Genomic DNA, 23,418 nt, shown 5'->3' on the forward strand with positions numbered 1-23,418 from the left:
AAATCTCCGAAAAAAATTACTGGACTGAATTAATCACAAACTCTTCAATCGCCTGCTGATTGCTCCAGGACTTGGTCAACTTCACGGCCTGCGCCGCCTCAAGCCACTGGTAGGCGTGATGTTCGGTAATCACCGGATCGCGCTCTTCAGGCAAAGCCAGACAGAACCAATGCTCTTTATTGCGCGTGGTTCCCGGGGCATAGCGATGTCGCAAATGGACAAAGAGTTCAAACTCCACACAGCGCTGGCAATCGAACAACGGCAGATTCTCTGCTTCGATATCGATGCCGACTTCTTCCATGACCTCACGCCGGGCGGCATGCGGCGGCGACTCATCTTCCTCCAGGCTGCCGGTCACCGACTGCCAGAATTCGGTATCATCGCGCCGCTGTAACATCAGCACCCGACCACTGGATTTTGCATAAATCACTACCAGAATAGACTCGGGTCGCTTGTAGTTCATCACTCGCTCTCTTGTTCAGAGGCTTTCTTCACCACGCAGATCGCCAGCTCCTGCAGCGACGCCGGGTTGGCGAAGCTCGGTGCTTCGGTCATCAGACAGGCCGCTGCGGTGGTTTTCGGGAAGGCGATGACGTCACGAATGTTGTCGGTACCGGTCAGCAGCATTACCAGACGATCCAGGCCAAAAGCCAGGCCGGCGTGTGGCGGCGTGCCGTACTTCAGAGCGTCCAGCAGGAAGCCAAACTTCTCGCGCTGTTCGTGCTCGTTAATACCGAGAATGCTGAACACCGTCTGCTGCATTTCACTACGGTGAATACGCACTGAACCGCCGCCCACTTCATAGCCATTGATAACCATGTCGTAAGCGTTGGCAATAGCGTTAGTTGGCGTGCCAGCCAGCTCTTCCGGGCTCATGTCGCGTGGAGCAGTGAACGGATGGTGCATCGCTGCCAGGCCGCCTTCACCGTCTTCTTCGAACATTGGGAAGTCAACCACCCACAGCGGTGCCCAGCTGTCCAGTTTAGTCAGCTCCAGATCGCGGCCCAGTTTCAGACGCAGTGCGCCCATCGCATCGGTGACAATTTTGAAGCTGTCGGCACCGAAGAACAGAATGTCGCCTGACTGCGCGTTAGTGCGCGCCAGGATCGCTTCCAGCACTTCTGCGCTGAGGAATTTGGCGATCGGGCTCTGTACGCCTTCCATGCCGGCGGCACGGTCATTGACCTTCAGCCAGGCCAGGCCTTTGGCACCATAGATGTTAACGAAAGCGCCGTACTCGTCGATCAGTTTACGCGTCAGCTGCGCGCCGCCCGGAACGCAAATCGCGGCTACGCGGCCTTTGGCATCGTTAGCCGGGCCGGAGAACACTTTGAACTCTACGTCTTTGACCAGGTCGGCAACGTCTACCAGTTCCAATGGGTTACGCAGGTCCGGTTTGTCCGAGCCGTAACGGCGCATCGCTTCTTCGAAGGTCATGATCGGGAAATCACCCAGATCTACGTTCTTCACGTCCAGCCACAGTTCACGCGCCAGTTTCTCCATCACTTCACGCACCTGTTCGGCGGTCATGAAAGAGGTTTCTACGTCGATCTGGGTAAATTCAGGCTGACGGTCAGCACGCAGGTCTTCGTCGCGGAAGCATTTAACGATTTGATAGTAGCGATCGAAACCGGACATCATCAGCAACTGTTTGAACAGCTGTGGTGACTGCGGTAACGCATAAAATTTGCCTTTATGTACCCGGCTCGGTACCAGGTAGTCACGGGCACCTTCCGGCGTGGCTTTGGTCAACATCGGCGTTTCGATATCGAGGAAGCCGTGGCTGTCCATAAAGCGACGCACAAAACTGGTGATTTTGGCGCGGGTTTTCAAGCGATCGGCCATTTCCGGACGACGCAGATCCAGGTAGCGATATTTCAGGCGCGCTTCTTCGCTGTTGACCTGGTTGGAGTCCAGCGGCAGAGGCTCGGAACGGTTGATGATCTCCAGAGCGTGGGCGAACACTTCCACTTCGCCGGTGGCCATATCTTTATTGATCTGGCTGTCCGGACGGGCACGCACGGTGCCGACGATCTGGATGCAGAATTCATTGCGCAGGTCGTACGCCTTATCGAACGCGGCCTTCTGGTCCGGATCGAAAAACACCTGCACGATGCCTTCGCGGTCGCGCATATCAATAAAGATCAGGCCGCCCAGATCGCGACGACGGTTGACCCAACCACACAAAGTGACTTCCTGGCCCACGTGAGACAGATTCAACTGCCCGCAATATTCAGTACGCATACGCTATCCTTTTGGCTTAAGCCGATGCCGCGCGGGCTTTAGCGCCTGCCACGCGGCTGTTTTCTGATGATTTCTGATGAACTCTACTTATTACCCGGTTTGAAGTCTGTTGCATACCAACCCGTACCCTTTAACTGGAAACCGGTGGACGAAATCAGCTTGGTTAACGCGGGCTGCCCACACGCCGGACAATCTGTCAGCGGCGCATCGGAAAATTTTTGCAGTTTCTCTAACCGAAGGCTGCAAGCACCACATGCATATTCATAAATCGGCATAGGTCGTCGGAGTAAAGTGTGTTGAAAAAAGGCGATCATTATAAAGGAAATTCATGCGCCAGATAAGTGCGAACACGGTTTTGTTGCAGCACTAAATGCCGTGTTTTTGCCCGAAGTAACACATTGATTAACAAATTTCCCATTAACCCGTGACGCTTTTTTCACGTAGCCTGAATCAACCCCTGTTTAGCACGCCAGCTCACCTGCGCGTATTTTATCCACCTCGTAACGAGATATTCCCATGTTAAAACTTGATGCTCAAACCACGGCCCTGGTCTTGATTGATTTGCAAAACGGCATTCTGCCCTATGCCGGTGGACCACACAGCGCCGAGAGCGTGGTTGCCCATGGTGCACAGTTGGCAGCACACTTTCGTTCGCTGGGTGCACCGGTTGTCCTGGTACGTGTCGGCTGGTCAGATTCCTTTGCCGAAGCGCTGAAACAGCCGGTGGATCAACCCGCCCCAGCGCCTGCAGGCGGGTTGCCGGCCAACTGGTGGGAATTCCCCGAGTCTCTGGCGGTTAGCGACAGCGATATCCTGGTGACCAAACGCCAATGGGGCGCATTTTACGGTACCGACCTTGAGCTGCAACTGCGTCGCCGCGGCATCAAATCCATCGTGCTGGGGGGCATTGCCACCAACATCGGCGTGGAATCGACCGCCCGTGACGCCTGGGAACACGGCTATGAATTGGTGATCGCCGAAGACCTGTGCAGCGCACCCAACGCTGAAATGCACCAGTTTGCTTTCAACAACATCTTCCCGCGTCTGGCGCGCGTTCGCAGCACCCGTGAAATTCTTGCCGCCATCGGCGAGTAACGTTAAGTTGTAGGGGCGCCGCATACTGCGCCCGCGTTTGACTGACAGGGATAATTAAGGAAGATGCCAGCTTGATGTATATCGGACTCCCACAGTGGCAACACCCGGCCTGGAACCGTATCGGGCTGCGCGATTTGGCGGATTACAGCCGCTACTTTAACTGCGTGGAAGGTAATACCACCTTCTACGCGTTACCGAAACTGGAAATCGTCCAGCGCTGGCGCGACATGACCACCGATGATTTTCGCTTCTGTTTCAAATTTCCCGCCACCATCAGTCATCAGGCCGCACTACGCAACTGTGACGCCGATCTACAAGCCTTTTACCAGTGCCTGAGCCCGGTGCATCAACGTATCGGTCAACTGTGGCTGCAATTGCCCGCCGCGTTCGGCCCGGCGGAGCTACCGGCAATGTGGCAATTTTTTGACGCCTTGCCAAAAGAGTTTACCTACGGAGTGGAAGTCCGCCACCCGGCATTCTTTGGCAAGGGGGAAGAAGAAAGACTGCTGAATCAGGGGCTGCATCAGCGCGGTATCAACCGGGTGATCCTCGACAGCCGGCCGGTACATCACGCCGCCCCCAACAGTACAGCGGTGCGCGATGCACAGCAGAAAAAACCCAAACTGCCGGTACACGCGCTGGTCACCGCCAACAATCCATTGGTACGTTTTATCGGTGGCGATGTGTTACAGGATAACCTGCGCTGGTTCGACGCCTGGCAACAGAAGCTGCCCAGTTGGCAAGCTCAACATCAACCCTTCTTGTTTATCCATACGCCGGATAACGGCGATTCCCCACAACAGGCCCAAAAAATCTGGCAGCAACTGCATCAGGCTATTCCTAATTTACCGCCCCCACCCGACTGGCCCGAGCAGGATGCACTGTTTTGACCTATTAATCTGACCAATTACATCAGATTTTTCCTCGCGACAGTGAATGCAATGGCGGCTATGATGCTGGCTGCCAGTTTTGGTTAGGGAATGGAGTTAAAAATGGTAAGCGCGCTTTATGTCGTGCTCGGCGCACTGTTGTTGCTCAAACTATCTTATGACGTGGTTAGGCTAAGGATGCAATACCGTGTCGCTTACGGAGACGGCGGGTTTTACGAGCTACAGACCGCCATCCGCGTTCACGGCAATGCCGTAGAATACATTCCTATCGCCGCCGTTTTGCTGGTGATCATGGAGATGAACGGCGCTGAAGTATGGATGATCCATATTTGTGGCCTGATGTTGATGGCCGGCCGTTTGGTGCATTATTACGGTTTACGCAATCGTGAAGTCCGCTGGCGTCGTTCCGGCATGACTGCCACCTACCTTTCGTTGGTGTTAATGGTGCTGGCCAATATTTTCTATCTGCCGTGGGATATTATTTTCAGCCTTCATTGATCCCCGCACCACCTCAGGCGGTTACGCCGCCTGCTTCCGCTGCTCTTTCTTGCCATTTTCTGTTAGCATATGCGCCTTCGAATTCTGAACTGATTTGCCGCCATGCCAAACCGCGATACTCTTTTTTCTGCCCCAATCGCCAAACTGGGCGACTGGACCTTCGACGAACGCGTCGCTGAAGTGTTCCCTGACATGATCCAGCGTTCCGTTCCCGGCTATTCCAATATCATTTCGATGATTGGCATGCTGGCCGAACGTTTCGTTCAGCCCGACAGCCAGGTGTATGACCTCGGCTGTTCACTGGGCGCCGCAACGCTGTCGATGCGAAGGAATATCAAGGTGGCGGGTTGTAACATCATTGCCGTCGACAATTCCCCGGCGATGGTGGAACGCTGCCGCCGCCATATTGACGCCTTCCGCGCCGACACCCCGGTAGAAGTGATTGAGGCTGATATTCTCGATATCAAAATCGAAAATGCCTCGATGGTGGTGTTGAACTTCACTCTGCAATTCCTGGAGCCGGCCGACCGCCTGCGCCTGCTGGAACAGGTTTATCGCGGGCTGCGTCCGGGCGGCGCACTGGTGCTGTCGGAGAAATTCAGTTTTGAAGATGCCGACGTCGGCGAGTTGCTGTTCAACATGCACCACGATTTTAAACGTGCCAACGGCTACAGCGAACTGGAAATCAGCCAGAAGCGCAGCATGCTGGAGAACGTCATGCTGACCGACTCCGTGGCCGCCCACAAGACGCGTTTGAAGCAGGCCGGTTTTGAACACGCTGAAGTCTGGTTCCAGTGCTTTAACTTCGGTTCACTGATCGCCCTGAAATCGGGGGCGGCAGCATGATTGAATTTGGTGATTTTTATCAACGCATCGCAAAAGGCAACCTCAGCCATTGGCTCGATACCCTGCCCGCACAGCTTAGCGCCTGGCAGCGTGAGTCGCTGCACGGCAAGTTCAAACAGTGGTTTAATTCGGTTGAACACCTGCCGGCACTGACGCCGACCCGTCTGGATTTGCTGAACGGCGTGCGTGCCGAGATGGACACCCCTCTGTCACCAGGCCAGTTGGAAGGCATCGAAAAAATGCTGCGCACCATGATGCCGTGGCGTAAAGGGCCGTTCTCGCTGTATGGCATCGATATCGATACCGAATGGCATTCCGACTGGAAATGGGATCGCGTTTTACCGCACATTTCACCGCTGGCCGGTCGCACCATTCTTGATGTCGGCTGCGGCAGCGGTTATCACCTGTGGCGCATGCTTGGCGCCGGTGCGCAGTTGGCAGTCGGCATCGACCCGATGCAGTTATTCCTGTGTCAGTTCGAAGCGGTGCGTAAACTGCTGGGCGGCGATCAGCGCGCTCATCTGCTACCGCTCGGCATTGAGCAACTGCCCGAACTGGCCGCCTTCGACACGGTATTTTCGATGGGTGTGTTGTATCACCGCCGCTCGCCGCTGGATCACCTCTACCAGTTGAAAAACCAGCTGGTTAGTGAAGGTGAACTGGTGTTGGAAACGCTGGTGATAGAAGGTGACCGCAATCAGGTATTGGTGCCCGGTGACCGCTATGCGCAAATGCGTAACGTCTATTTTATTCCATCTGCCGAAGCACTGAAGTGCTGGCTGGAGAAGTGCGGTTTCGTCGATGTGAAAATCGCCGACATGTGCGTGACCAGCACCGAAGAGCAACGCCGCACCGACTGGATGACCAGCGAGTCACTGGCCGAGTTCCTTGATCCTAACGATCCGGGCAAAACCATCGAAGGCTACCCCGCCCCGCTGCGTGCCGTGCTGGTGGCCCGGAAACCTTAAGGCCCAAAACATCATCCCCGCTGGATTTACATTCAACGGGGATGATGTTGTCAGTCGGTAAATGCTTTGGCCACGTGCTTTATGCGCTTTGCACCAGCGGATCGACCAGCGCCAACGAGTTTTTCATGGCTTCGACCATTTCGCCATCCACGCAATAATGGCTAAATTCATCAAACTCACTGTCTGAACACATGGTCACGCCGGCTTTGCGATAACGCATGGTCGAAGGCACCGCATGACCGGATGAGCTATGCAGCTCCTGAATACCGATATCGACAAATTTATGCAGATTGCTCAGGCGCACGCCGGCACCGGCCATAATTACCGGCCCCTGACTGGCCTGCAGCAGGTCACGCAGCAAGGGTAAACCCAGCTCCGCATTTTGCTGCTGGCCGGAAGTCAGTATCCGCGCCACGCCCAACTGAGTTAGTTGACTGAGCGCCACCATCGGGTTCTGGCACATATCAAACGCGCGATGAAAGGTCACCGCCATATTGCCACTCAAGCGCATCACTTCACGCATGCGTGGCAGGTCGATATGCCCTTCTTCATCCAGCATGCCGACCACCACACCGGCAAAACCCATATCGCGGATCTGCGCAATATCATGCTTGATCACATCAAAATCCACCGCACCGTAGCAAAAATCCCCACCGCGTGGACGAATAATAGGATGCACCGGCACGCTGACTCTGTCGCGCGCCAGGCGTAATGAGCCGTAGCTGGGTGTCAAACCGCCCTCACTCGGGCTGGCGCACAATTCTATGCGATCGGCACCTGCCCGCTCAGCCGTCAGCGCGCAATCGACGCTATAGCAACAAACTTCCAGTTTTATCATTGTCACCCCCAGATGACGGCTAACCTGCGACGGCAATTGTTAATTTTTCGATTTATCTCTTAGGCTGATAAAGAGCTATCAACCTATACAGGGTAGTAACTATGGCATTCAATTTTGATCAATGGGTAGACCGTAGTCACAGTGACAGCGTTAAGTGGGATAAATATCGCGACCGCGACATTATTCCACTCTGGGTCGCTGATACTGACTTCCCGTCACCGCCGGCCATCATCGACGCATTACAGGAGCGCGTAGCCCATGCGGTGTTCGGCTACAGTCATCCCTCACCCGAACTTATTGAGGTTTTTACCCGCCGCATGCTGGAACGTTACGGCTGGCGAATCAACCCCGAATGGCTGATTTTCCTGCCCGGTCTGGTTTGCGGTCTTAATTTATGCGTGCGTGCCTTTACCGCCGAAGGAGAAGGCACCCTGGCACCGTCACCCATTTATCCCCCGTTTCGCAAAGCGGCGAAATTCGCCGGACGCACCCAGTTGCCGGTGCCGTTGACGTTGCACGACCGTCGCTGGCTGTTGGATTTCAGCGCCATTACCGGGCAGCTCAGCGGCAAAGAGAAACTACTGTTGTTGTGCAACCCGCAAAATCCGGGCGGTACGGTTTATCGCCGGCAGGAGTTACTGGAACACCATGAGTTTGCCCTGGCCCATGAGCTGACAGTCTGTTCGGACGAAATTCATTGCGACCTGCTGCTTGAGCCCGGCGGTGAGCACATCCCCTTTGCCACTTTGAATGAAGATGCGGCCCAGCGCAGTATCACGCTGATGTCGCCGTCAAAAACCTTCAACATTGCCGGTCTTGGCGCCTCGATGGCGATTGTTCCCAACCCGCAGTTACGTCAGAAGCTGGCCCGTGCTCGCAGCGGCATCGTGCCAGAGGTGGACGTACTGGCGCTGGTTGCCGCCCAGGCCGCCTACCAGCATGGCCAAGACTGGCTGGACGCGCTGTTAAGTTACCTGCGCGCCAACCGTGATTTGGTGACCGAGCGTATTAATGCCATGCCCGGACTGTTGCTGCAGCCCATCGAAGCCACTTATCTGGCCTGGATCGACTGCAGCCAACTGGCAGTCGATAACCCACACGCCTTTTTTGAACAGGCTGGCGTCGGGTTAAGTTCGGGGCTGGATTTTGGCAACCGCCATTTCGTCCGTTTGAATTTCGGTTGTCGGCGTGAACTACTGAGTCAGGCGCTGGATCGCATGATGCTGGCGACCCAGGCGCTGATGCCAAATTAGGCTTGCTCGCTGGCGACGATTTCCCGGATGGAATAAGGATGAAATTTGATAGTCACAGTCCCATCGGTGATCGCCAGCGTCGGATTAGGCAAACGTTCGCCCTCGCCCTGCGGTGAACTCTGTTTCAATTTAATCCCAGGTGCCAACAACGCTTCATCAGGCAAATGACTCAACGCCCGCGCATACAAGGTGGCCGGTTCGCCACTCAGCACCAGCTCCACATGTTCCCAGCCCTCGTGTGGATAACGTTTATCGCCGGGATAAGGCAGCTCCACGCAGTCGATCAACCATGGCCCGACCTTGAGCGGTTGCTGGAGATCAAACAAGCAAATAGGACGACCATTGATCATCGACTCTGACAGCAATGAGCCACACTGCAGCAACCCCTGCCGCCAGCGATCGGCCGTGGTGTTTTGATGGCAACGCACCGAGATATGATCCGCCGTAAACTGGGACAAATCCAAATGCAGCTTTTCGGCAAACCGGCTCAACGCCAGTTCAAAGCGGGGTAAATCCAGCGCTAAATCGTTAAGTTCGGCCATCGCCGGGAAAGTGGTCATAACGTCCTCGATACTGCGGAAGCGGTTTTCAGGAGGTGTAATTTACACGTCTGGGGTGCTGCTAGCCACCCGGCTGACGCGGCAAGTTAATATTTTTTGCTCTCAAAAATCGCGACAAGATAAAGTGACTATTCGCTGAACATAAAAAGCACGAAAGAATAATTTTCACGTTTTTTATTACACTGCGGATTTTGCTTTTTCAGCCTTTAATTCCTGACAAAGGCTATGGCATAAGTTTATAGCTTTTTCTTATGACCAGAGCACTGAAGATATTGCTAACTTATTAAGCCAAATAATTCAGCGCTGCCAACATTCATAAATGCTTAAGAAATAGTTAATTCATACGTAGCAAAAAACGATTGGAAATGAATCCCCATACAAAAACAAACAGTAACAACCTGTTAACTAAAGACTTTACAATAAACCAAGCATGAGAATCTTCCTAAACACGAGTACAGTAATTGCTTGGAAATATCAATTGAGCTACTTTAGTGAAAATTGAGTCAGAGATAATCACTTATGTTCCTTTTAATAGTTTCTTTGCTATTGGTAGTTATTGCTGCCTATGCGATATATCGTCATTTTAAATCACGTCGCAATAACACGCTGGATGCCGGCCGCCGAAACAAAAAGCACTAGTTCTGCTGATTCCATTTTATCCCATCCATGTTTTTCTCGTATGCCGTTCACTCTGCCACCGCAACTCATTGCAGGCGGGCATTAATGAACCAAGACTTTCACCTAATCCTCCCGCGCCAACTGCTGACGTAACCCATCAAATCAGTTACAATTACAGGCTGTTTTGTGGTGGGCCGCCGTGTTGACGCGCAGCCAAAAAAACCACCTTTGAATCCCGCAGGGGCATGGCATACGGCCCCTCGTTCGTCATTAAGGTAACCCGGTGAATATTCAGGTTCTTCTTTCAGATAAAGTCAGCCAGGCGCTGATTGCCGCAGGCGCGCCAGCCGATTGCGAAGCGCAGGTCCGTCAATCAGCAAAAGCACAGTTCGGTGATTATCAGGCCAATGGCGTGATGTCCGTCGCCAAAAAACTCGGCATGCCGCCGCGCCAGTTGGCGGAAAAAGTGGTGCAACTGCTTGACCTCGGCGACGTCGCCAGCAAAGTGGAAATCGCCGGCCCCGGCTTTATCAATATTTTCCTGAACAGCCAATGGGTTGCCCAGCAAGCCGATCGCGTGCTGAGTGCGCCAAAACTCGATATTGCACCAGTCAAGCAACAGACCATCGTTATTGACTACTCTGCCCCCAACGTGGCGAAAGAAATGCACGTCGGCCACCTGCGCTCCACCATTATCGGTGACGCCGCCGCACGTACCCAGGAGTTCCTGGGCCACAAGGTGATCCGCGCTAACCACGTTGGCGACTGGGGCACCCAGTTCGGCATGTTAATCGCCTATCTGGAAAAAATGCAGAACGAGAACGCCAGCGATATGGGTCTGTCCGACCTGGAACAGTTCTACCGCGAAGCGAAGAAACACTATGACGAAGACGCCGATTTTGCCGAGCGCGCTCGCGCCTATGTGGTGAAGTTGCAAGGCGGCGACCAGTACTGTCTGAAGATGTGGCGCAAGCTGGTCGACATTACCATGGCACAAAACCAGCTGACCTATAACCGTCTGAACGTCACCCTGACCGAAGACGACGTGATGGGTGAAAGCCTGTACAACGCGATGCTGCCGGGGATTGTTGCCGATCTCAAGGCCAAGGGTCTGGCGGTGGAAAGCGAAGGCGCCACCGTGGTATTCCTCGATGAATACAAGAATAAAGACGGCGAGCCGATGGGCGTCATCATCCAGAAAAAGGATGGCGGCTACCTGTACACCACTACCGATATTGCCTGTGCCAAATACCGTTATGAAACGCTGGGCGCCGATCGTGTGCTGTATTACATCGACTCGCGTCAGCACCAGCACCTGATGCAGGCCTGGACCATCGTGCGTAAAGCCGGCTATATCCCGGACTCGCTGTCGCTGGAACACCACATGTTCGGCATGATGCTGGGTAAAGACGGCAAGCCGTTCAAAACCCGCTCAGGCGGCACGGTGAAACTGTCCGATCTGCTGGATGAAGCGGTGGATCGCGCCGGCAAACTGATCGCCGAGAAAAACCCGGATATGCCGGCAGAAGAAATGCAAAGCCTGGCCAATGCCGTTGGCATCGGTGCGGTGAAATACGCCGACCTGTCAAAAAGCCGGACTACCGATTACATCTTCGACTGGGATAACATGCTGGCGTTTGAAGGCAATACCGCACCTTATATGCAGTATGCCTATACCCGCGTTGCCTCGGTGTTCAAACGCGCCGGTGTCGATGAAAGCAACCTGACCCTGCCACTGGTGATGACCGAAGAGCGTGAAATCACGCTGGCAACCCGTCTGCTGCAGTTTGAAGAAGTGATCACCACAGTGGCGCGTGAAGGCACCCCACACGTGATGTGTAGCTACCTGTATGATCTCGCGGGCCTGTTCTCCGGCTTCTACGAGCACTGCCAGATCCTCAATGCAGACAGCGAAGAAGCGCGGCAGAGCCGCCTGAAACTGGCACTGTTGACCGCCAAAACGTTGAAGGCCGGTCTGGACACGCTGGGCATCGAAACCGTCGAGCGTATGTAACCTCTCGGGTTGAATACGAAAAAGGGTCGCCACGGCGACCCTTTTTTTATGCTTTGGTAACGGCAATGTCCGTTTATGCCACCCGGCGTGCAAAGTCGCGAGGCCGGAAGCCCAAGCCAGCCAATACGCCAAAGTAAGCCACCACGCCGGTGACCACCACGACCGCCAGTCGTAGCAGGCGCTCCAGCATATTGCCCTGATCCCAGGCAGGCATTAGCCACATCACACCGACCAGCACCACCGACATCACCATCACCGCAATCACCAGCTTGGTCAGGAACATCGCCCAACCCGGTTGCGGGTGGAAAATCTTCTGCTTACGCAACTGCCAGTACAACAGCGAAGCGTTAAGGCAGGCCCCGAGACCAATCGACAGCGAAAGCCCGGCATGTTTCAGCGGGCCGATAAACATCAGGTTCATCACCTGGGTCAAAATCAGCGTGATAATGGCAATTTTAACCGGTGTTTTAATGTCCTGACGCGAATAGAATCCTGGCGCCAACACCTTCACCACGATCAACCCCATCAGCCCGACCGAATAGGCCACCAGCGCACGCTGAGTCATGGCGGCATCAAAGGCACTGAACTTGCCATACTGGAACAACGAAACGGTCAGCGGCTTGGCCAGGATCCCCAGTGCGATAGCACTCGGCAGCGCCAGCAGGAAGCACAGACGCAGCCCCCAGTCCATCAGTCGGGAATATTCGTCGTGGTTACCGCTGGAGAAACTTTTTGCCAGCGACGGCAACAAAATAGTGCCCAATGCCACACCCAACACCCCGGAAGGGAACTCCATCAGACGGTCGGCATAGTACATCCAGGAAACCGATCCCGAGACCAGAAACGAGGCGAAAATGGTATTGATAATCAGTGAAATCTGGCTAACCGAAACGCCAAAAATCGCCGGCCCCATCTGACGCATCACGCGCCATACGCCGGCATCACCAAGTTTGATGCGCGGCAGCACCAGCATGCCAATCTTCTTCAAATGCGGCAGTTGATAACCCAGTTGCAGTACCCCACCGACCACCACCGCCCAGGCCAGCGCCATCACCGGTGGATTGAAGTAAGGCGCGGCAAACAGCGCAAAACCGATCATGCTGACGTTTAGCAGCGTCGGCGCGAACGCCGGGATTGAAAAACGGTTCCAGGTATTGAGGATCGAGCCGACCAGCGAGGCCAGCGAAATCAGCAGAATGTAGGGAAAGGTCACGCGGAGCAGCGACGACGTCAGAGCAAACTTGTCCGGCGAATCGGCAAAACCCGGTGCGGTAATATAGATAACCCAGGGGGCAGCCAGCATCCCCAACACCGTGACCAACGCCAGTATCAGCGTTAACAGACCAGAAACGTAGGAGATAAAGGTACGCGTCGCCTCTTCACCCTGCTGGCTTTTATATTCGGCCAGGATCGGCACAAAGGCTTGAGAAAATGCGCCCTCGGCAAAAATACGCCGCAGCAGGTTGGGCAGTTTGAACGCCACGAAAAAGGCATCTGTTGCCATTCCGGCGCCAAACACCCGCGCCACGATAGCGTCACGGGCAAAGCCCAGCACCCGCGAAAACATCGTCATAGAGCTGACGGCGGCCAACGATTTTAGTAGGTTCATGTGGTTTTTCTGATGTGCCCTGTAAATGTCGACGCCTGCATCAGCAGGCGTCAGTAAAACTATCGGCTAAGTTTACCCATCCGCGGCAGAATAGCTACCGCCATATGTTACATGGGGTTACCTTATAAACCGGCATCGCGCAGCAGTTTTTCAATCACCCTTTGAGCAGCAATTGCCTGCTCTCCGGCGGTTTCCGGCACCGTCTGGTTGCTGACACAAGCAAGGAAATGGCGGATTGCACCGTCAAAACCGCGCTGTGCCAGGGTGGTCTGCCAGCCTGGCGTCGGTTGCTCCAGCACGCCTTGTGAGTCTTCTCGCAGCCAATGGCGCATATCGCTCAGCTGATAGACCGCGCCGTCGGTGACTGCCTGCACGCTTTCGCGCTGGCTGCCGGCCCGGCGATGCATACTGGTCGTCACCAGCGTTTCGCCGCACTCAAAATGATGCTCGGCATACATCAACTCACCGGCCGCCGTGGCTCGCAGGCTACCGCTGAGTAATTTCCCCTCATCGCCGCCCAGCCACAGCGCGGTATCCACCACGTGCAGATAATCGTCCAGCAGGGTAAAGCGCAGGCTGTTTGGCCCAACGCTGTCGGCGCGGTGTTTGTCCATGCGAATCGATGCCGGTTGCTGCATCTGTTGCTTCAACTGAAGATATAACGGCGCAAAGCGACGGTTAAAACCCACCATCAGCGTTTTGCCCTGCTTTTCAGCCAGCGCGATTAACTGCTCGCCTTGTTCAACCGTCTCCGCCAGCGGCTTGTCGACATAGACGTGAACGCCGTAGCGCAGTAATTCGCCAATCACCTGAAAATGGCTGGCGGTACTGCTGTGGACGAAAACGGCATCGCATTGCTGAGCCAAAGTATCCAGCCCCGAAAAACAGGCCATCCGATAGCTGTCGCAAATCGGCTGCGCCTTTTGCTGGTTAGGAGAAAAACCGCCGACCAGCGTCCAGTCCGCCGCCTGACTGAGGATCGGCAAATAGGCTTTTTGCGCAATGCCGCCCAACCCCACGACGCCAACGCGTAATTTAGTCATGCGTCCCCCGCTCCAATAACGCCTGCAATTGTTGTTTAAGCTGCGCAACTTCGCTTTCCAATACGCTCACTCGCTGGGTCAATTCAGTGTCATTTTCCAATGCGGCTTCTGCCGGTGCCTCGTCAATCTGGCCGCAGAACAAATGCATAAATCGGCTTTCACGTTTGCCTGGCTCACGTGCCAAACGCACCACAAAAGGCCCATCCTCACGGGCGCTCAGATTCGTCAGCACCTGCTCGACTTCGCTGACATCATTGAACTCATGCATGCGGTTGGTGCGGGTGCGCAGTTCACCGGGGGTTTGCGCGCCACGAAGCAACAGGGTGGCAACCACCGCTACCTCGGCAACAGACAGTTTTAGCTGACCGAACTCCGAATTACAGAAGCGGTGCTCATATTTGACCACTCGATTGCCGAAGCCGCTGAGGGTGCGCAGAAAATGTTTCTTTAGCAACAGGTCGAGAATTTGCTGCACTTCGCTTTCCGTCAGTTCCATCACCGGCTCGCGGTTGGTTTTCTGGTTGCAGGCAAGCTGGATGCCATTGAGAGAAAGGGGATACTGGTCCGGGGTAGTGACCTGCTTTTCCAGCAGACAGCCAATCACCCTGGCTTCTTTAGCGCTTAATTCATATTTCATTTTCTGGCCTCAGCGTGGCGGTAGCCATTCTTTATTGGTTAATGCCGTCAGTACGTGATCCTGCCACTGCCCGTCGATCAGCAGATAGTCCTTGGCATAACCTTCACGTTCAAATCCCAGGCGGGTCAACAACGCGCCGCTGCGCTGATTGTGCGGCATATAGTTGGCCATAATGCGATGCATTCGCTGCTGACGCAGCATATAGCGGATTGCGGACTGCAGCGCTTCATACATCAGCCCTTGCCCCTGCCATTTTTCGGCCAATGAATAACCGAGGAAACAGGCATGGAAAGAACCGCGCAGCACATTGCTGAAGTTCGCCACGCCCTGCACTTCATGTTCTTCCGGATCGAGCAGGATAAAATAGTAGGCGCTGCCCTGCTTTTGCATTTCGGTGATCATCCCCAGCCGTGCCTGCCAGCCGGAAGGATAACAATGGCTTTCATCCCGGACCGGTTCCCAGGGCTTAAGAAAGGCTCGGTTTTCGGCATAGTATTCCGCCAGCCGGTAGGCGTCGCGTTCATGAACTAAACGGACAACCAGCCGGTCGGTGGTGAGGCGTACTTTTGGTGATGCAGAGCGATAGCCAAACATCATTTCCCCCGCGGTCAGAACGGTTCGATAAGAAGTATTTATTGGGCGCACGTCTGGATATTCATCCTGCGACGAACCTATCCTGGGCCATTATTTTTTAAACACCGGCGCAGAACCGCACTTACCCTCATTTAATATAACCGTAGCCTGCCCCGGAGGTAAAATCCCGGCAGCTCAGTAAATAAGCGATTAACCATTTTACGGCTATTTTCGTGCTGTTTTGCCGTGCAGGTAACGTATTGACGATAAAAAAATATTATCTTCCTCGCCCCTATCGGCAATCCGGGAATGGGTACAAACTAGAGCGGTCGCACTCCTCTCCCCCTTAATTGCTCGTGGTGAAGCATGTCTCTGGTATCGCAAGCTCGGAGCTTGGGTAAGTATTTTCTATTACTCGATAACCTGTTAGTGGTTTTAGGCTTTTTTGTAGTCTTTCCACTTATTTCGATTCGCTTTGTCGATCAGCTTGGCTGGGCAGCCGTGGTGGTCGGTGCCGCACTGGGTTTACGGCAATTAATCCAACAGGGATTAGGGATTTTTGGCGGAGCAATCGCCGACCGATTTGGTGCCAAACCGATGATTGTCACTGGCATGCTGATGCGCGCGGCCGGTTTCGCCACCATGGCAATGGCCGATCAGCCCTGGCTGCTGTGGTTCTCCTGCGCCCTTTCCGCCCTCGGTGGCACCTTGTTTGACCCACCGCGCACCGCGCTGGTGATTAAGCTCACCCGTCCGCATGAGCGCGGCCGTTTTTACTCTCTGTTAATGATGCAGGACAGTGCCGGGGCGGTGATTGGCGCCCTGATCGGCAGTTGGCTGCTGCAATATGATTTCCACTTCGTTTGCTGGGTCGGCGCGGGCATTTTCGTGTTGGCCGCGGGCTGGAACGCCTGGCTGCTGCCGGCATACCGTATTTCTACCGTCCGCACCCCAATGAAGGAAGGCATGATGCGCGTACTGCGCGACCGCCGTTTCCTGACCTACGTGCTGACGCTGACCGGCTACTACATGCTGTCGGTACAGGTGATGCTGATGCTGCCGATCGTGGTCAATGAAATCGCCGGTTCACCCACGGCGGTAAAATGGATGTATGCCATCGAAGCCGCGCTGTCGCTGTCACTGCTGTATCCACTGGCTCGCTGGAGTGAAAAACGTTTTCGGCTGGAGCAACGCTTGATGGCCGGCCTGCTGCTGATGACCCTCAGCCTGATGCCGGTTGGCCTGGCAACCAGCCTGCAGGGCGTCTTTACCCTGATCTGCTGTTTCTATCTCGGTTCCATTATCGCCGAACCGGCGCGTGAAACCCTCAGCGCCTCGCTGGCCGATCCCCGCGCACGCGGCAGTTACATGGGGTTCAGCCGCCTGGGGCTGGCATTGGGCGGCGCACTGGGTTACACCGGCGGCGGCTGGATGTACGACACCGGCCACTCGCTGAATATGCCGGAACTGCCGTGGATACTGCTGGGTATCGTAGGCTTTATTACCCTGTTTGCACTTTACTGGCAGTTCAACCCGCGCAGCAGCGCACCGGCAGTTGCCCCCGGAGGCTAATTTTTTCTCTAAGTTGCCAGAAAATCAGCCGAATTTCCCATAGCTGCTATCCTGATAGTAAAAACATAAACAGGAGAAGTTGGCGATGACCGATGAATCAAAATTACCGCAGTTACTGGAGCACATGGTACTGAACCTGCGCATGCTGTACGCGCGCTCAACTCTGGTAGAAAAAGCACTGGCCCATATCATTGCTGGAGATGCCAACCTGAAGAGCGACATCATCAAACAGTTGCAGATAGTCAACGCCAGCAACGAACGGGATAAAATCGATCTGGAAGAGGCGCGTATCCACCTGATAGAAGTGATCAATTCCGTTCCAACCAAAAAATAACGCCTGCTTTGGCCCGCGTACTTTGCGCGGGCCATTCAACAATAACGCACCTTCCAACAAGAACTCTTCGCGACAGCCTCAGTATGCTGTGATAACTATTGCTGTTAAAACCTGACAACCGGAGCAAGCATGAAACTGTTTATCTACGATCATTGCCCATTCTGCGTTAAAGCCCGTATGATTTTTGGCCTGAAAAATCTGCCCGTCCGCCTGGTCACTCTGCTCAACGATGATGAAGCGACGCCGATCGGCATGATTGGCAAGAAAATGGCCCCCATTCTGCAAAAAGACGACGGCAGTTACCTGCCGGAAAGCATGGATATCGTGCATTACGTCGACCAACTCGACGGTAACCCCCTGCTGACCGGTAAAACCAACCCGGCGATCGCCGAATGGCTACAACGGGTCGGTAGCTACAGCCTCAACTTGCTGCTGCCACGCTTCGCCAACGCGGATTTCGAAGAGTTCGCCACAGCAGGAGCGCGCCAGTATTTTACCGACAAAAAGCAGGCTTCAATCGGTGACTTCTCCACGCACCTTGCCGACAGCGCCGATCTGATCGCTCAGCTGGAAGCCGATCTCCAGGTGCTTTCCGGGCTGATAGCCGCCCCTGATGCCGTGAACGGTACCCTGTCGGAAGACGATATTCACCTGTTCCCACTGCTGCGTTCGCTGTCGATCGTCGCCGGGCTTACGCTGCCGGATAACATCGATGCCTATCGTAACCGGATGGCGCAGCGCAGTGATATTCCACTGCTGTTCGATATGGAACAGTGATCCCCCGCAATAAGGATATAGCACGCAAATGTTGAAAATGGTGCTGGTTACCGCCCGCGATCGGGCGAGGCTGAAAGAAATATCCGCGGTGCTGATCCGCTACGGCCTACAGGATGTCATTCGCCTGCTGGGCCTGAGCACCCTGCTAAGCGGCGGTGAAGGCGGCGGTGAACCGCAAGATAACCAAACCTTGCCACAACGCTTGCGTGCCGCACTGGAAGCGCTGGGGCCAACCTTTGTCAAATTCGGCCAGATCCTGGCTACCCGCTCAGACCTGTTGGACTCAAGCTGGACCGACGAACTGGATCGCCTGCACAGCCAGGCGACAACCCTGGCCTGGAGCGAACTGGCACCGCAGATTACCGCCGATTTGGGCGGTGACCCACACCACCTGTTCGCCGAGTTTGATCAAGCCCCACTGGCCGCCGCATCGATGGCACAGATTTATCGCGCCCGTTTGCACAGCGGTGAAGCCGTGGTGATCAAGGTATTACGCCCCGGTCTGGCAAAAACCATTCACGCCGATTTGCGCCTGCTGGCCTATCTGGCGGAAACCGTGGAACAACAAAGCCCGGCGCTGGCCCGCTATCGGCCACGTCAGATGGTACGAGCGCTGGCAACCGCGCTTAATCATGAGCTGGACCTGACTCACGAAGGCAATAACTGTGAACGGGTGGCTCAGCAATTTGCTCAACAGCCCGAGGTAGTAATACCGAAAATTTACTGGCAATGGTCGTCAAAACGTCTGCTGGTGCAGGAGTTTCTGCCCGGCATCGCGCCGGAAAATCCACAGCAATTGGCAACCGCCGGTTTTGATGGCCCACTTCTCGCACAGCGCGGCGCACAGGCCTTTATGAAAATGGTGCTGGAGCACCGGCTTTATCACGCCGATCCGCACCCGGGTAATCTGATGGCGTTAGCGGATAATCGCGTCGGCTTTATCGATTTCGGTATGGTCGGCCAACTTTCCGAACGGCGGCGCAATCAGTTACTGCTGTTGCTGCAGGCGATTGCCGAGCGGGAGTCCGGCGGTATCGTCAATACCTTGATCGCCTGGTCGGACAGCGATCCTTTGGATCTGCTGGATTTGGAACTGGCGGCGCAAAACTTTCTCGATAAGCAGGCTTCGGCAACCCTGACGCTGGGTAAGGCATTGACCGATCTGCTGGTGATGGCGCGTGAACATCAGTTGGCGCTGCCACCGGATCTGGTGTTGCTGTTCAAGGCGTTAATCACCGCAGACGGCGTGTTGCACCGGTTGGATCCCAATTTCGACATCATCGCCACCCTGAAACCCATGCTGCAACAGGTGATGCTGCAGCGTTACACCCCTGAAGCGGTGCGTCGGCGGATGCTGGCGCTAGGCGGTGAAGCGCTGGATGCGGGCGAAGAACTTCCGCAGACCCTGCGTCTGCTGATGCGCCGACTAAAACGCGGGCAAATCAGCGCCGATATCAACCTCAAGAACATCAGTCAGTTAAGCAAAGCGCTGGAACGTGCTGCCGTCACGCTGGCCATTGCCATAGTGACCGCCGCCTTCACGCTGGGCCTGGCGCCCTATCTGATGCAATCCTCGGTGCGGTTGTGGGGCATTCCGCTGTTTCCGGCATTGGGCGGGTTAGCCTGTCTGGGGGGAGTACTGTTGCTGGCATTGCGTTTGCGGCGCTGAACAGTTTCGGCGTTATCCGATAGGTCGTGACAAGTTTTCCGCGCATTATCAATATTATCCCATGTTTCGGAAGGGCCGCGGTATACTGCGGCCATGTCAATCGGGGCAGATAGCTACGCCCCCAACACGTGAGTACTTATGAAAAAGATCCTAATGGGTGTGGCAGCCCTGGCATTTGTTGGCGCATTGGTCGGCTGCAACCAACTGACCCAATACACACTTAGCGAGCAGGAAGTGAACGACTACCTGCAAAAGCATAACGATTACCAGAAGCAGATCGGCGTGCCGGGATTACTGGACGCCAATATCGTGCTGACGCAGTTGCAGAGCCAAATCGGCCGCAGTGAACCTGGCAAGGTCACCCTTTCCGGCGATGCGAAAGTGAACATTACCTCGATCCTTGGCCCGCAGACTGCGGATCTGAAGCTGACGCTGAAGGCACAGCCGGTCTATGACCGCGAGCAAGGTGCGGTATTCCTGAAGGATATGGAATTGACCGACTATAGCGTGCAGCCAGAGAAAATGCAGACGGTGATGAAGGCGCTGACGCCTTACCTGAATCAGTCGCTGAAATCCTACTTCGACCAAAAGCCGGCCTACGTGCTGAACCCGGATAACAGTAAAACCGAGGCGATGGCCAAGAAACTGGCGAAAGGACTGGAAGTGAAACCGGGTGAATTAGTGATCCCGTTCACCGACTAAGGCCGACGGTTTAAAACAAAAAGCCCGCTGATAAGGCGGGCTGAGTTTTTTCAGTTGGGCAAGCTATACGCAGCACCGCCTGAAACTTGCGCTACTACTGTGGTTCGCTGTAGGTGATCTTGCCGGCGTTGCAGTCCAGGATAACATGATAGGTTTTATCCTGTTTGGTACCGCGAACCGTCAAAGGGACCTGCCAGACGGCATCTTTACCGGTAATGGCTTCCGGGCTGATCCAGGCGATCGGGGTGGCCGTGCCCAGCAGTTTTTTATCCGATTCCCAGCGTGTGATACGGTTTTGCAGAAAATCGCGTTTCACCTGAGCGGCAACGTCTGCCGGTTGCAGACCCGCGCATTGCGCGACTTTGGCGCTACGTTGCTCCTGTGCCTGCACCGAGGTGGTTAACCCCACCATGGCCAACAGCGCTACCGCCAAACTCAGTCCCGTTGTTTTCATATTCCCTCCAGTTGTGATTAACGCTATCCGCAGGCATTGGCCCTTGGCTCACAACTGGCCTGGCGACAGATCAGCGTTTGGCGAAGGTGATGACAAACAGCTCATCCAGCCCCGGATAGATTTCCTTGATCACCTGCTTCAGTTCGCCGAGTGACATGTTTTCCTGCCGGGCATGCTGCTCGGTTAACCCGTCCAGGCGCACCGGCGTGACTGACAGCACTTCAATCTGGCAGAAAAAGACGTTGTCTTCATTGCGGCTAACGCGCAATACCTCACCGGGTTGAAAGTGGGATTCACTGGCATCCCGAATGGTAATGGTCTTGCGCCCGGCCAAAATATCTTGCTCAAAGCGGCTGAAGAAAGTTATTTCACGGCTCATTCTAGATCCTTTTTCATCACATTGCCGCAACATAAGTCATTATGCTGCCTGCTTTTCTGACGCAGATCCCTCTTTAGTGGTAGCGACAGGTTTTTCCGTTTTCACTTTGGCGGATTTCTTAGGCGCTTCTGTCGGCCCAGCGCCGCGCAGAATTTGCCCCAGCACGTCTTTATTCTCCGCCAGGAAGAAGCTCAGCCCTTCACGCTGCTCATCATCCAGGGTCAGGGGTGACTGCTGCAGCCATTCACCGAGGCTATCTGCCAGATCCAGCATTTTGTCGTAAGCGTCGGCTTCTTTCTTGGTTGCGAAAGTCATCTTTTCCTCACCGTTTCTCACCACCACATATTTAACTTCAACGGCCATGTGTGCATTCCTCAAAGGTTAGAATACTGTATTTTTATACAGTATAAGGTGATTTTACGCAGGGATGCAAGCGCACCCCTGACGCGACTTATTTCAACAACCGCACCTTGCAGTTCTTACCCTTGATTTTGCCCTGCTGAAGCTGTTGCAGTGCCTTGCGGGCGCTTTCCTTGCGGATCGCCACATAGGCATGTACCGGGAACATGTCGATCTTGCCCACTTCCGCCGCCGTCAGCCCGGCATCGCCGGTCAATGCGCCGAGAATGTCGCCTGGACGGATTTTGGCCTTGCGACCACCGTCGATGCACAGGGTGACCATTTCGGCTTCCAGCGTGGTATTCCCCGCCCCGCTCAGCTCAGATACCGGTGCCCACTTAACCTTGGTTTGCAAATAGTCTTCAATGGCATGTGCGCGCGTCATTTCCTGCGGTGTGCACAGGCTGATCGCCTTGCCGCTCAAACCGGCACGGCCGGTACGGCCAATGCGGTGAACGTGCACTTCCGGATCAAATGCCAGCTCGTAGTTAACTACCAGCTCCAGCTCTTTGATATCCAGGCCGCGTGCGGCAACGTCGGTTGCCACCAGCACCCGGCAACTGCGGTTGGCAAAACGCACCAGCACCTGGTCACGATCGCGTTGTTCCAGATCGCCATGTAGCGCCAGCACGTTGATGCCGCGAGACTCCAACGCTTCATACACGCTCTGACAGTCGCGCTTGGTGTTGCAGAACACCACGCAGGAAGAAGGTTGGTAATGGCGGATTGCCGACACCAGCACCGCCGGACGCTGATCGCGGGTGGTTTCATAGAAGCGTTGTTCGATGGTGGTTTGTTCTTCACCGTCGTCCACTTCCACATTTAACGGGCTGCGCTGCACGCGGGCGCTGATGCGTTCGATACCGCTCGGATAGGTTGCCGAGAACAGCAGCGTTTGGCGCTGCGGCGGCGTGTAACTGATCACATCATCGATGTCATCGGCGAAACCCATATCCAACATGCGGTCAGCTTCGTCCAGCACCAGCACTTTCAGTTCATCCAGTACCAGCGTTTTCTTGCGCAGGTGTTCCTGAATGCGCCCCGGCGTCCCCACCACGATATGGGGGGCATGTACCAGCGAGTCAAGCTGCGGCCCCATCGGCTGGCCGCCGCACAGGGTCAAAATTTTAATGTTCTGGGTGAAGCGCGCCAAACGGCGCAATTCTTTGCTCACCTGGTCAGCCAGCTCACGCGTCGGGCACAGGATCAGCGCCTGCGCGGCCACCTGAGCTACGTTAATTTTGTCCAGCAGACCGATGCCGAACGCCGCCGTTTTACCGCTGCCGGTTTTTGCTTTGGCACGTACGTCCTGCCCATTCAGGATGGCGGGCAGTGCGGCGGCCTGCACCGGTGTCATTTCGGCATACCCCAGTTCGTTGAGGTTGGCCAACTGTTCGGCTGGCAGCGGCAGGGAAGAAAAAGATACTGTGCTCACGGCGATAACTC

At 55.0% G+C, this 23,418-nt stretch carries 25 protein-coding genes; 12 read left to right on the forward strand and 13 right to left on the reverse strand.

What is annotated here, in order from left to right; all coding sequences use genetic code 11:
- Window positions 1–16: 16 nt before the first annotated feature.
- The 3 genes from nudB to ACNT1W_RS16185 all read right to left on the reverse strand — a co-directional run bounded on the left by nudB (window position 17) and on the right by ACNT1W_RS16185 (window position 2,558).
- Complete coding sequence (gene nudB, locus ACNT1W_RS16175) at window positions 17–463, reverse strand: dihydroneopterin triphosphate diphosphatase (protein ID WP_419245844.1); 447 nt, start codon at window positions 461–463, stop codon at window positions 17–19.
- Window positions 463–2,244 (reverse strand): aspartate--tRNA ligase, encoded by a 1,782-nt coding sequence (gene aspS, locus ACNT1W_RS16180; protein WP_012145505.1) that lies wholly within the window; start codon window positions 2,242–2,244, stop codon window positions 463–465. The genes nudB and aspS overlap by 1 nt, the downstream gene beginning before the upstream one ends.
- Window positions 2,245–2,327: 83 nt before the next feature.
- On the reverse strand, window positions 2,328–2,558 hold the full coding sequence (locus ACNT1W_RS16185; RefSeq protein ID WP_331251156.1) for an FmdB family zinc ribbon protein: 231 nt from the start codon (window positions 2,556–2,558) through the stop codon (window positions 2,328–2,330).
- A 202-nt stretch (window positions 2,559–2,760) separates the two neighbouring features.
- Here ACNT1W_RS16185 and ACNT1W_RS16190 point away from each other — a divergent pair, with 202 nt between their 5' ends.
- From ACNT1W_RS16190 to cmoB, 5 genes are all read left to right on the forward strand, one after another.
- A complete protein-coding gene (locus ACNT1W_RS16190; protein ID WP_261128569.1) occupies window positions 2,761–3,339 on the forward strand; it encodes a hydrolase in 579 nt (192 codons plus the stop codon).
- 74 nt (window positions 3,340–3,413) lie between these two features.
- Complete coding sequence (locus tag ACNT1W_RS16195; protein WP_419245845.1) at window positions 3,414–4,229, forward strand: DUF72 domain-containing protein; 816 nt, start codon at window positions 3,414–3,416, stop codon at window positions 4,227–4,229.
- Window positions 4,230–4,331: 102 nt separating this feature from the next.
- Entirely contained in the window at window positions 4,332–4,727 is a 396-nt protein-coding gene (locus tag ACNT1W_RS16200) for an MAPEG family protein (protein WP_012145509.1), read from the forward strand.
- 102 nt (window positions 4,728–4,829) lie between these two features.
- Window positions 4,830–5,573, forward strand: coding sequence for a carboxy-S-adenosyl-L-methionine synthase CmoA (gene cmoA / locus ACNT1W_RS16205; protein ID WP_012145510.1), 744 nt, complete (start codon window positions 4,830–4,832; stop codon window positions 5,571–5,573).
- A complete protein-coding gene (cmoB, locus tag ACNT1W_RS16210; protein ID WP_259189628.1) occupies window positions 5,570–6,541 on the forward strand; it encodes a tRNA 5-methoxyuridine(34)/uridine 5-oxyacetic acid(34) synthase CmoB in 972 nt (323 codons plus the stop codon). The genes cmoA and cmoB overlap by 4 nt, the downstream gene beginning before the upstream one ends.
- 79 nt (window positions 6,542–6,620) lie before the next feature.
- Here cmoB and cutC read toward each other — a convergent pair whose 3' ends face one another.
- Entirely contained in the window at window positions 6,621–7,379 is a 759-nt protein-coding gene (gene cutC, locus ACNT1W_RS16215; RefSeq protein WP_017893093.1) for a copper homeostasis protein CutC, read from the reverse strand.
- Between the two features lie 101 nt (window positions 7,380–7,480).
- Here cutC and ACNT1W_RS16220 point away from each other — a divergent pair, with 101 nt between their 5' ends.
- A complete protein-coding gene (locus ACNT1W_RS16220) occupies window positions 7,481–8,632 on the forward strand; it encodes a MalY/PatB family protein (protein WP_419245846.1) in 1,152 nt (383 codons plus the stop codon).
- On the opposite strand, the gene ACNT1W_RS16225 is transcribed toward ACNT1W_RS16220, so the two are convergent.
- A complete protein-coding gene (locus ACNT1W_RS16225; protein WP_012145514.1) occupies window positions 8,629–9,192 on the reverse strand; it encodes a VOC family protein in 564 nt (187 codons plus the stop codon). The two genes, ACNT1W_RS16220 and ACNT1W_RS16225, sit on opposite strands and share 4 nt — an antisense overlap.
- A gap of 901 nt (window positions 9,193–10,093) precedes the next feature.
- Between ACNT1W_RS16225 and argS the strand changes: the two genes are divergently transcribed.
- Window positions 10,094–11,824, forward strand: coding sequence for an arginine--tRNA ligase (argS, locus tag ACNT1W_RS16230; protein ID WP_112363967.1), 1,731 nt, complete (start codon window positions 10,094–10,096; stop codon window positions 11,822–11,824).
- Between the two features lie 73 nt (window positions 11,825–11,897).
- Here the strand turns inward: argS and murJ are convergent, their stop codons facing one another.
- The 4 genes from murJ to rimJ all read right to left on the reverse strand — a co-directional run bounded on the left by murJ (window position 11,898) and on the right by rimJ (window position 15,707).
- The gene (gene murJ / locus ACNT1W_RS16235) at window positions 11,898–13,433 is read right to left on the reverse strand and encodes a murein biosynthesis integral membrane protein MurJ (protein WP_012145516.1); all 1,536 of its coding nucleotides are present in this window, start codon (window positions 13,431–13,433) and stop codon (window positions 11,898–11,900) included.
- A gap of 122 nt (window positions 13,434–13,555) precedes the next feature.
- Window positions 13,556–14,476 (reverse strand): Gfo/Idh/MocA family protein, encoded by a 921-nt coding sequence (locus ACNT1W_RS16240; protein ID WP_419245847.1) that lies wholly within the window; start codon window positions 14,474–14,476, stop codon window positions 13,556–13,558.
- Window positions 14,469–15,113 carry a YceH family protein gene (locus ACNT1W_RS16245; RefSeq protein ID WP_419245848.1) on the reverse strand — a complete coding sequence of 215 codons (645 nt, stop codon included), beginning with the start codon at window positions 15,111–15,113 and terminating at the stop codon, window positions 14,469–14,471. The genes ACNT1W_RS16240 and ACNT1W_RS16245 overlap by 8 nt, the downstream gene beginning before the upstream one ends.
- 9 nt (window positions 15,114–15,122) lie before the next feature.
- The gene (rimJ, locus tag ACNT1W_RS16250; protein ID WP_012145519.1) at window positions 15,123–15,707 is read right to left on the reverse strand and encodes a ribosomal protein S5-alanine N-acetyltransferase; all 585 of its coding nucleotides are present in this window, start codon (window positions 15,705–15,707) and stop codon (window positions 15,123–15,125) included.
- A gap of 345 nt (window positions 15,708–16,052) precedes the next feature.
- On the opposite strand from rimJ, the gene mdtH reads away from it, so the two are divergent.
- The 5 genes from mdtH to ACNT1W_RS16275 all read left to right on the forward strand — a co-directional run bounded on the left by mdtH (window position 16,053) and on the right by ACNT1W_RS16275 (window position 20,740).
- The gene (gene mdtH, locus ACNT1W_RS16255; RefSeq protein WP_017893099.1) at window positions 16,053–17,258 is read left to right on the forward strand and encodes a multidrug efflux MFS transporter MdtH; all 1,206 of its coding nucleotides are present in this window, start codon (window positions 16,053–16,055) and stop codon (window positions 17,256–17,258) included.
- Window positions 17,259–17,343: 85 nt separating this feature from the next.
- On the forward strand, window positions 17,344–17,592 hold the full coding sequence (locus ACNT1W_RS16260) for a hypothetical protein (protein WP_012145521.1): 249 nt from the start codon (window positions 17,344–17,346) through the stop codon (window positions 17,590–17,592).
- Window positions 17,593–17,721: 129 nt separating this feature from the next.
- Entirely contained in the window at window positions 17,722–18,369 is a 648-nt protein-coding gene (gene grxB / locus ACNT1W_RS16265; protein WP_419245849.1) for a glutaredoxin 2, read from the forward strand.
- Between the two features lie 28 nt (window positions 18,370–18,397).
- On the forward strand, window positions 18,398–20,038 hold the full coding sequence (locus ACNT1W_RS16270) for an ABC1 kinase family protein (protein ID WP_115184467.1): 1,641 nt from the start codon (window positions 18,398–18,400) through the stop codon (window positions 20,036–20,038).
- Window positions 20,039–20,176: 138 nt separating this feature from the next.
- Window positions 20,177–20,740, forward strand: a complete 564-nt coding sequence (locus ACNT1W_RS16275; protein WP_012145524.1) for a lipoprotein — start codon at window positions 20,177–20,179, stop codon at window positions 20,738–20,740.
- Window positions 20,741–20,834: 94 nt separating this feature from the next.
- On the opposite strand, the gene yebF is transcribed toward ACNT1W_RS16275, so the two are convergent.
- The 4 genes from yebF to dbpA all read right to left on the reverse strand — a co-directional run bounded on the left by yebF (window position 20,835) and on the right by dbpA (window position 23,407).
- Window positions 20,835–21,194 carry a protein YebF gene (yebF, locus tag ACNT1W_RS16280; protein WP_261278349.1) on the reverse strand — a complete coding sequence of 120 codons (360 nt, stop codon included), beginning with the start codon at window positions 21,192–21,194 and terminating at the stop codon, window positions 20,835–20,837.
- Window positions 21,195–21,264: 70 nt separating this feature from the next.
- On the reverse strand, window positions 21,265–21,573 hold the full coding sequence (yqfB, locus tag ACNT1W_RS16285) for a N(4)-acetylcytidine aminohydrolase (protein WP_012145526.1): 309 nt from the start codon (window positions 21,571–21,573) through the stop codon (window positions 21,265–21,267).
- Window positions 21,574–21,612: 39 nt separating this feature from the next.
- Window positions 21,613–21,936, reverse strand: a complete 324-nt coding sequence (locus ACNT1W_RS16290) for a YebG family protein (protein WP_017893104.1) — start codon at window positions 21,934–21,936, stop codon at window positions 21,613–21,615.
- A gap of 88 nt (window positions 21,937–22,024) precedes the next feature.
- Window positions 22,025–23,407 (reverse strand): ATP-dependent RNA helicase DbpA, encoded by a 1,383-nt coding sequence (gene dbpA, locus ACNT1W_RS16295; RefSeq protein ID WP_012145528.1) that lies wholly within the window; start codon window positions 23,405–23,407, stop codon window positions 22,025–22,027.
- Window positions 23,408–23,418 lie beyond the last annotated feature (11 nt).

Source organism: Serratia sp. NFX21, from assembly GCF_048517035.1.
Lineage (GTDB): Bacteria > Pseudomonadota > Gammaproteobacteria > Enterobacterales > Enterobacteriaceae > Serratia > Serratia quinivorans.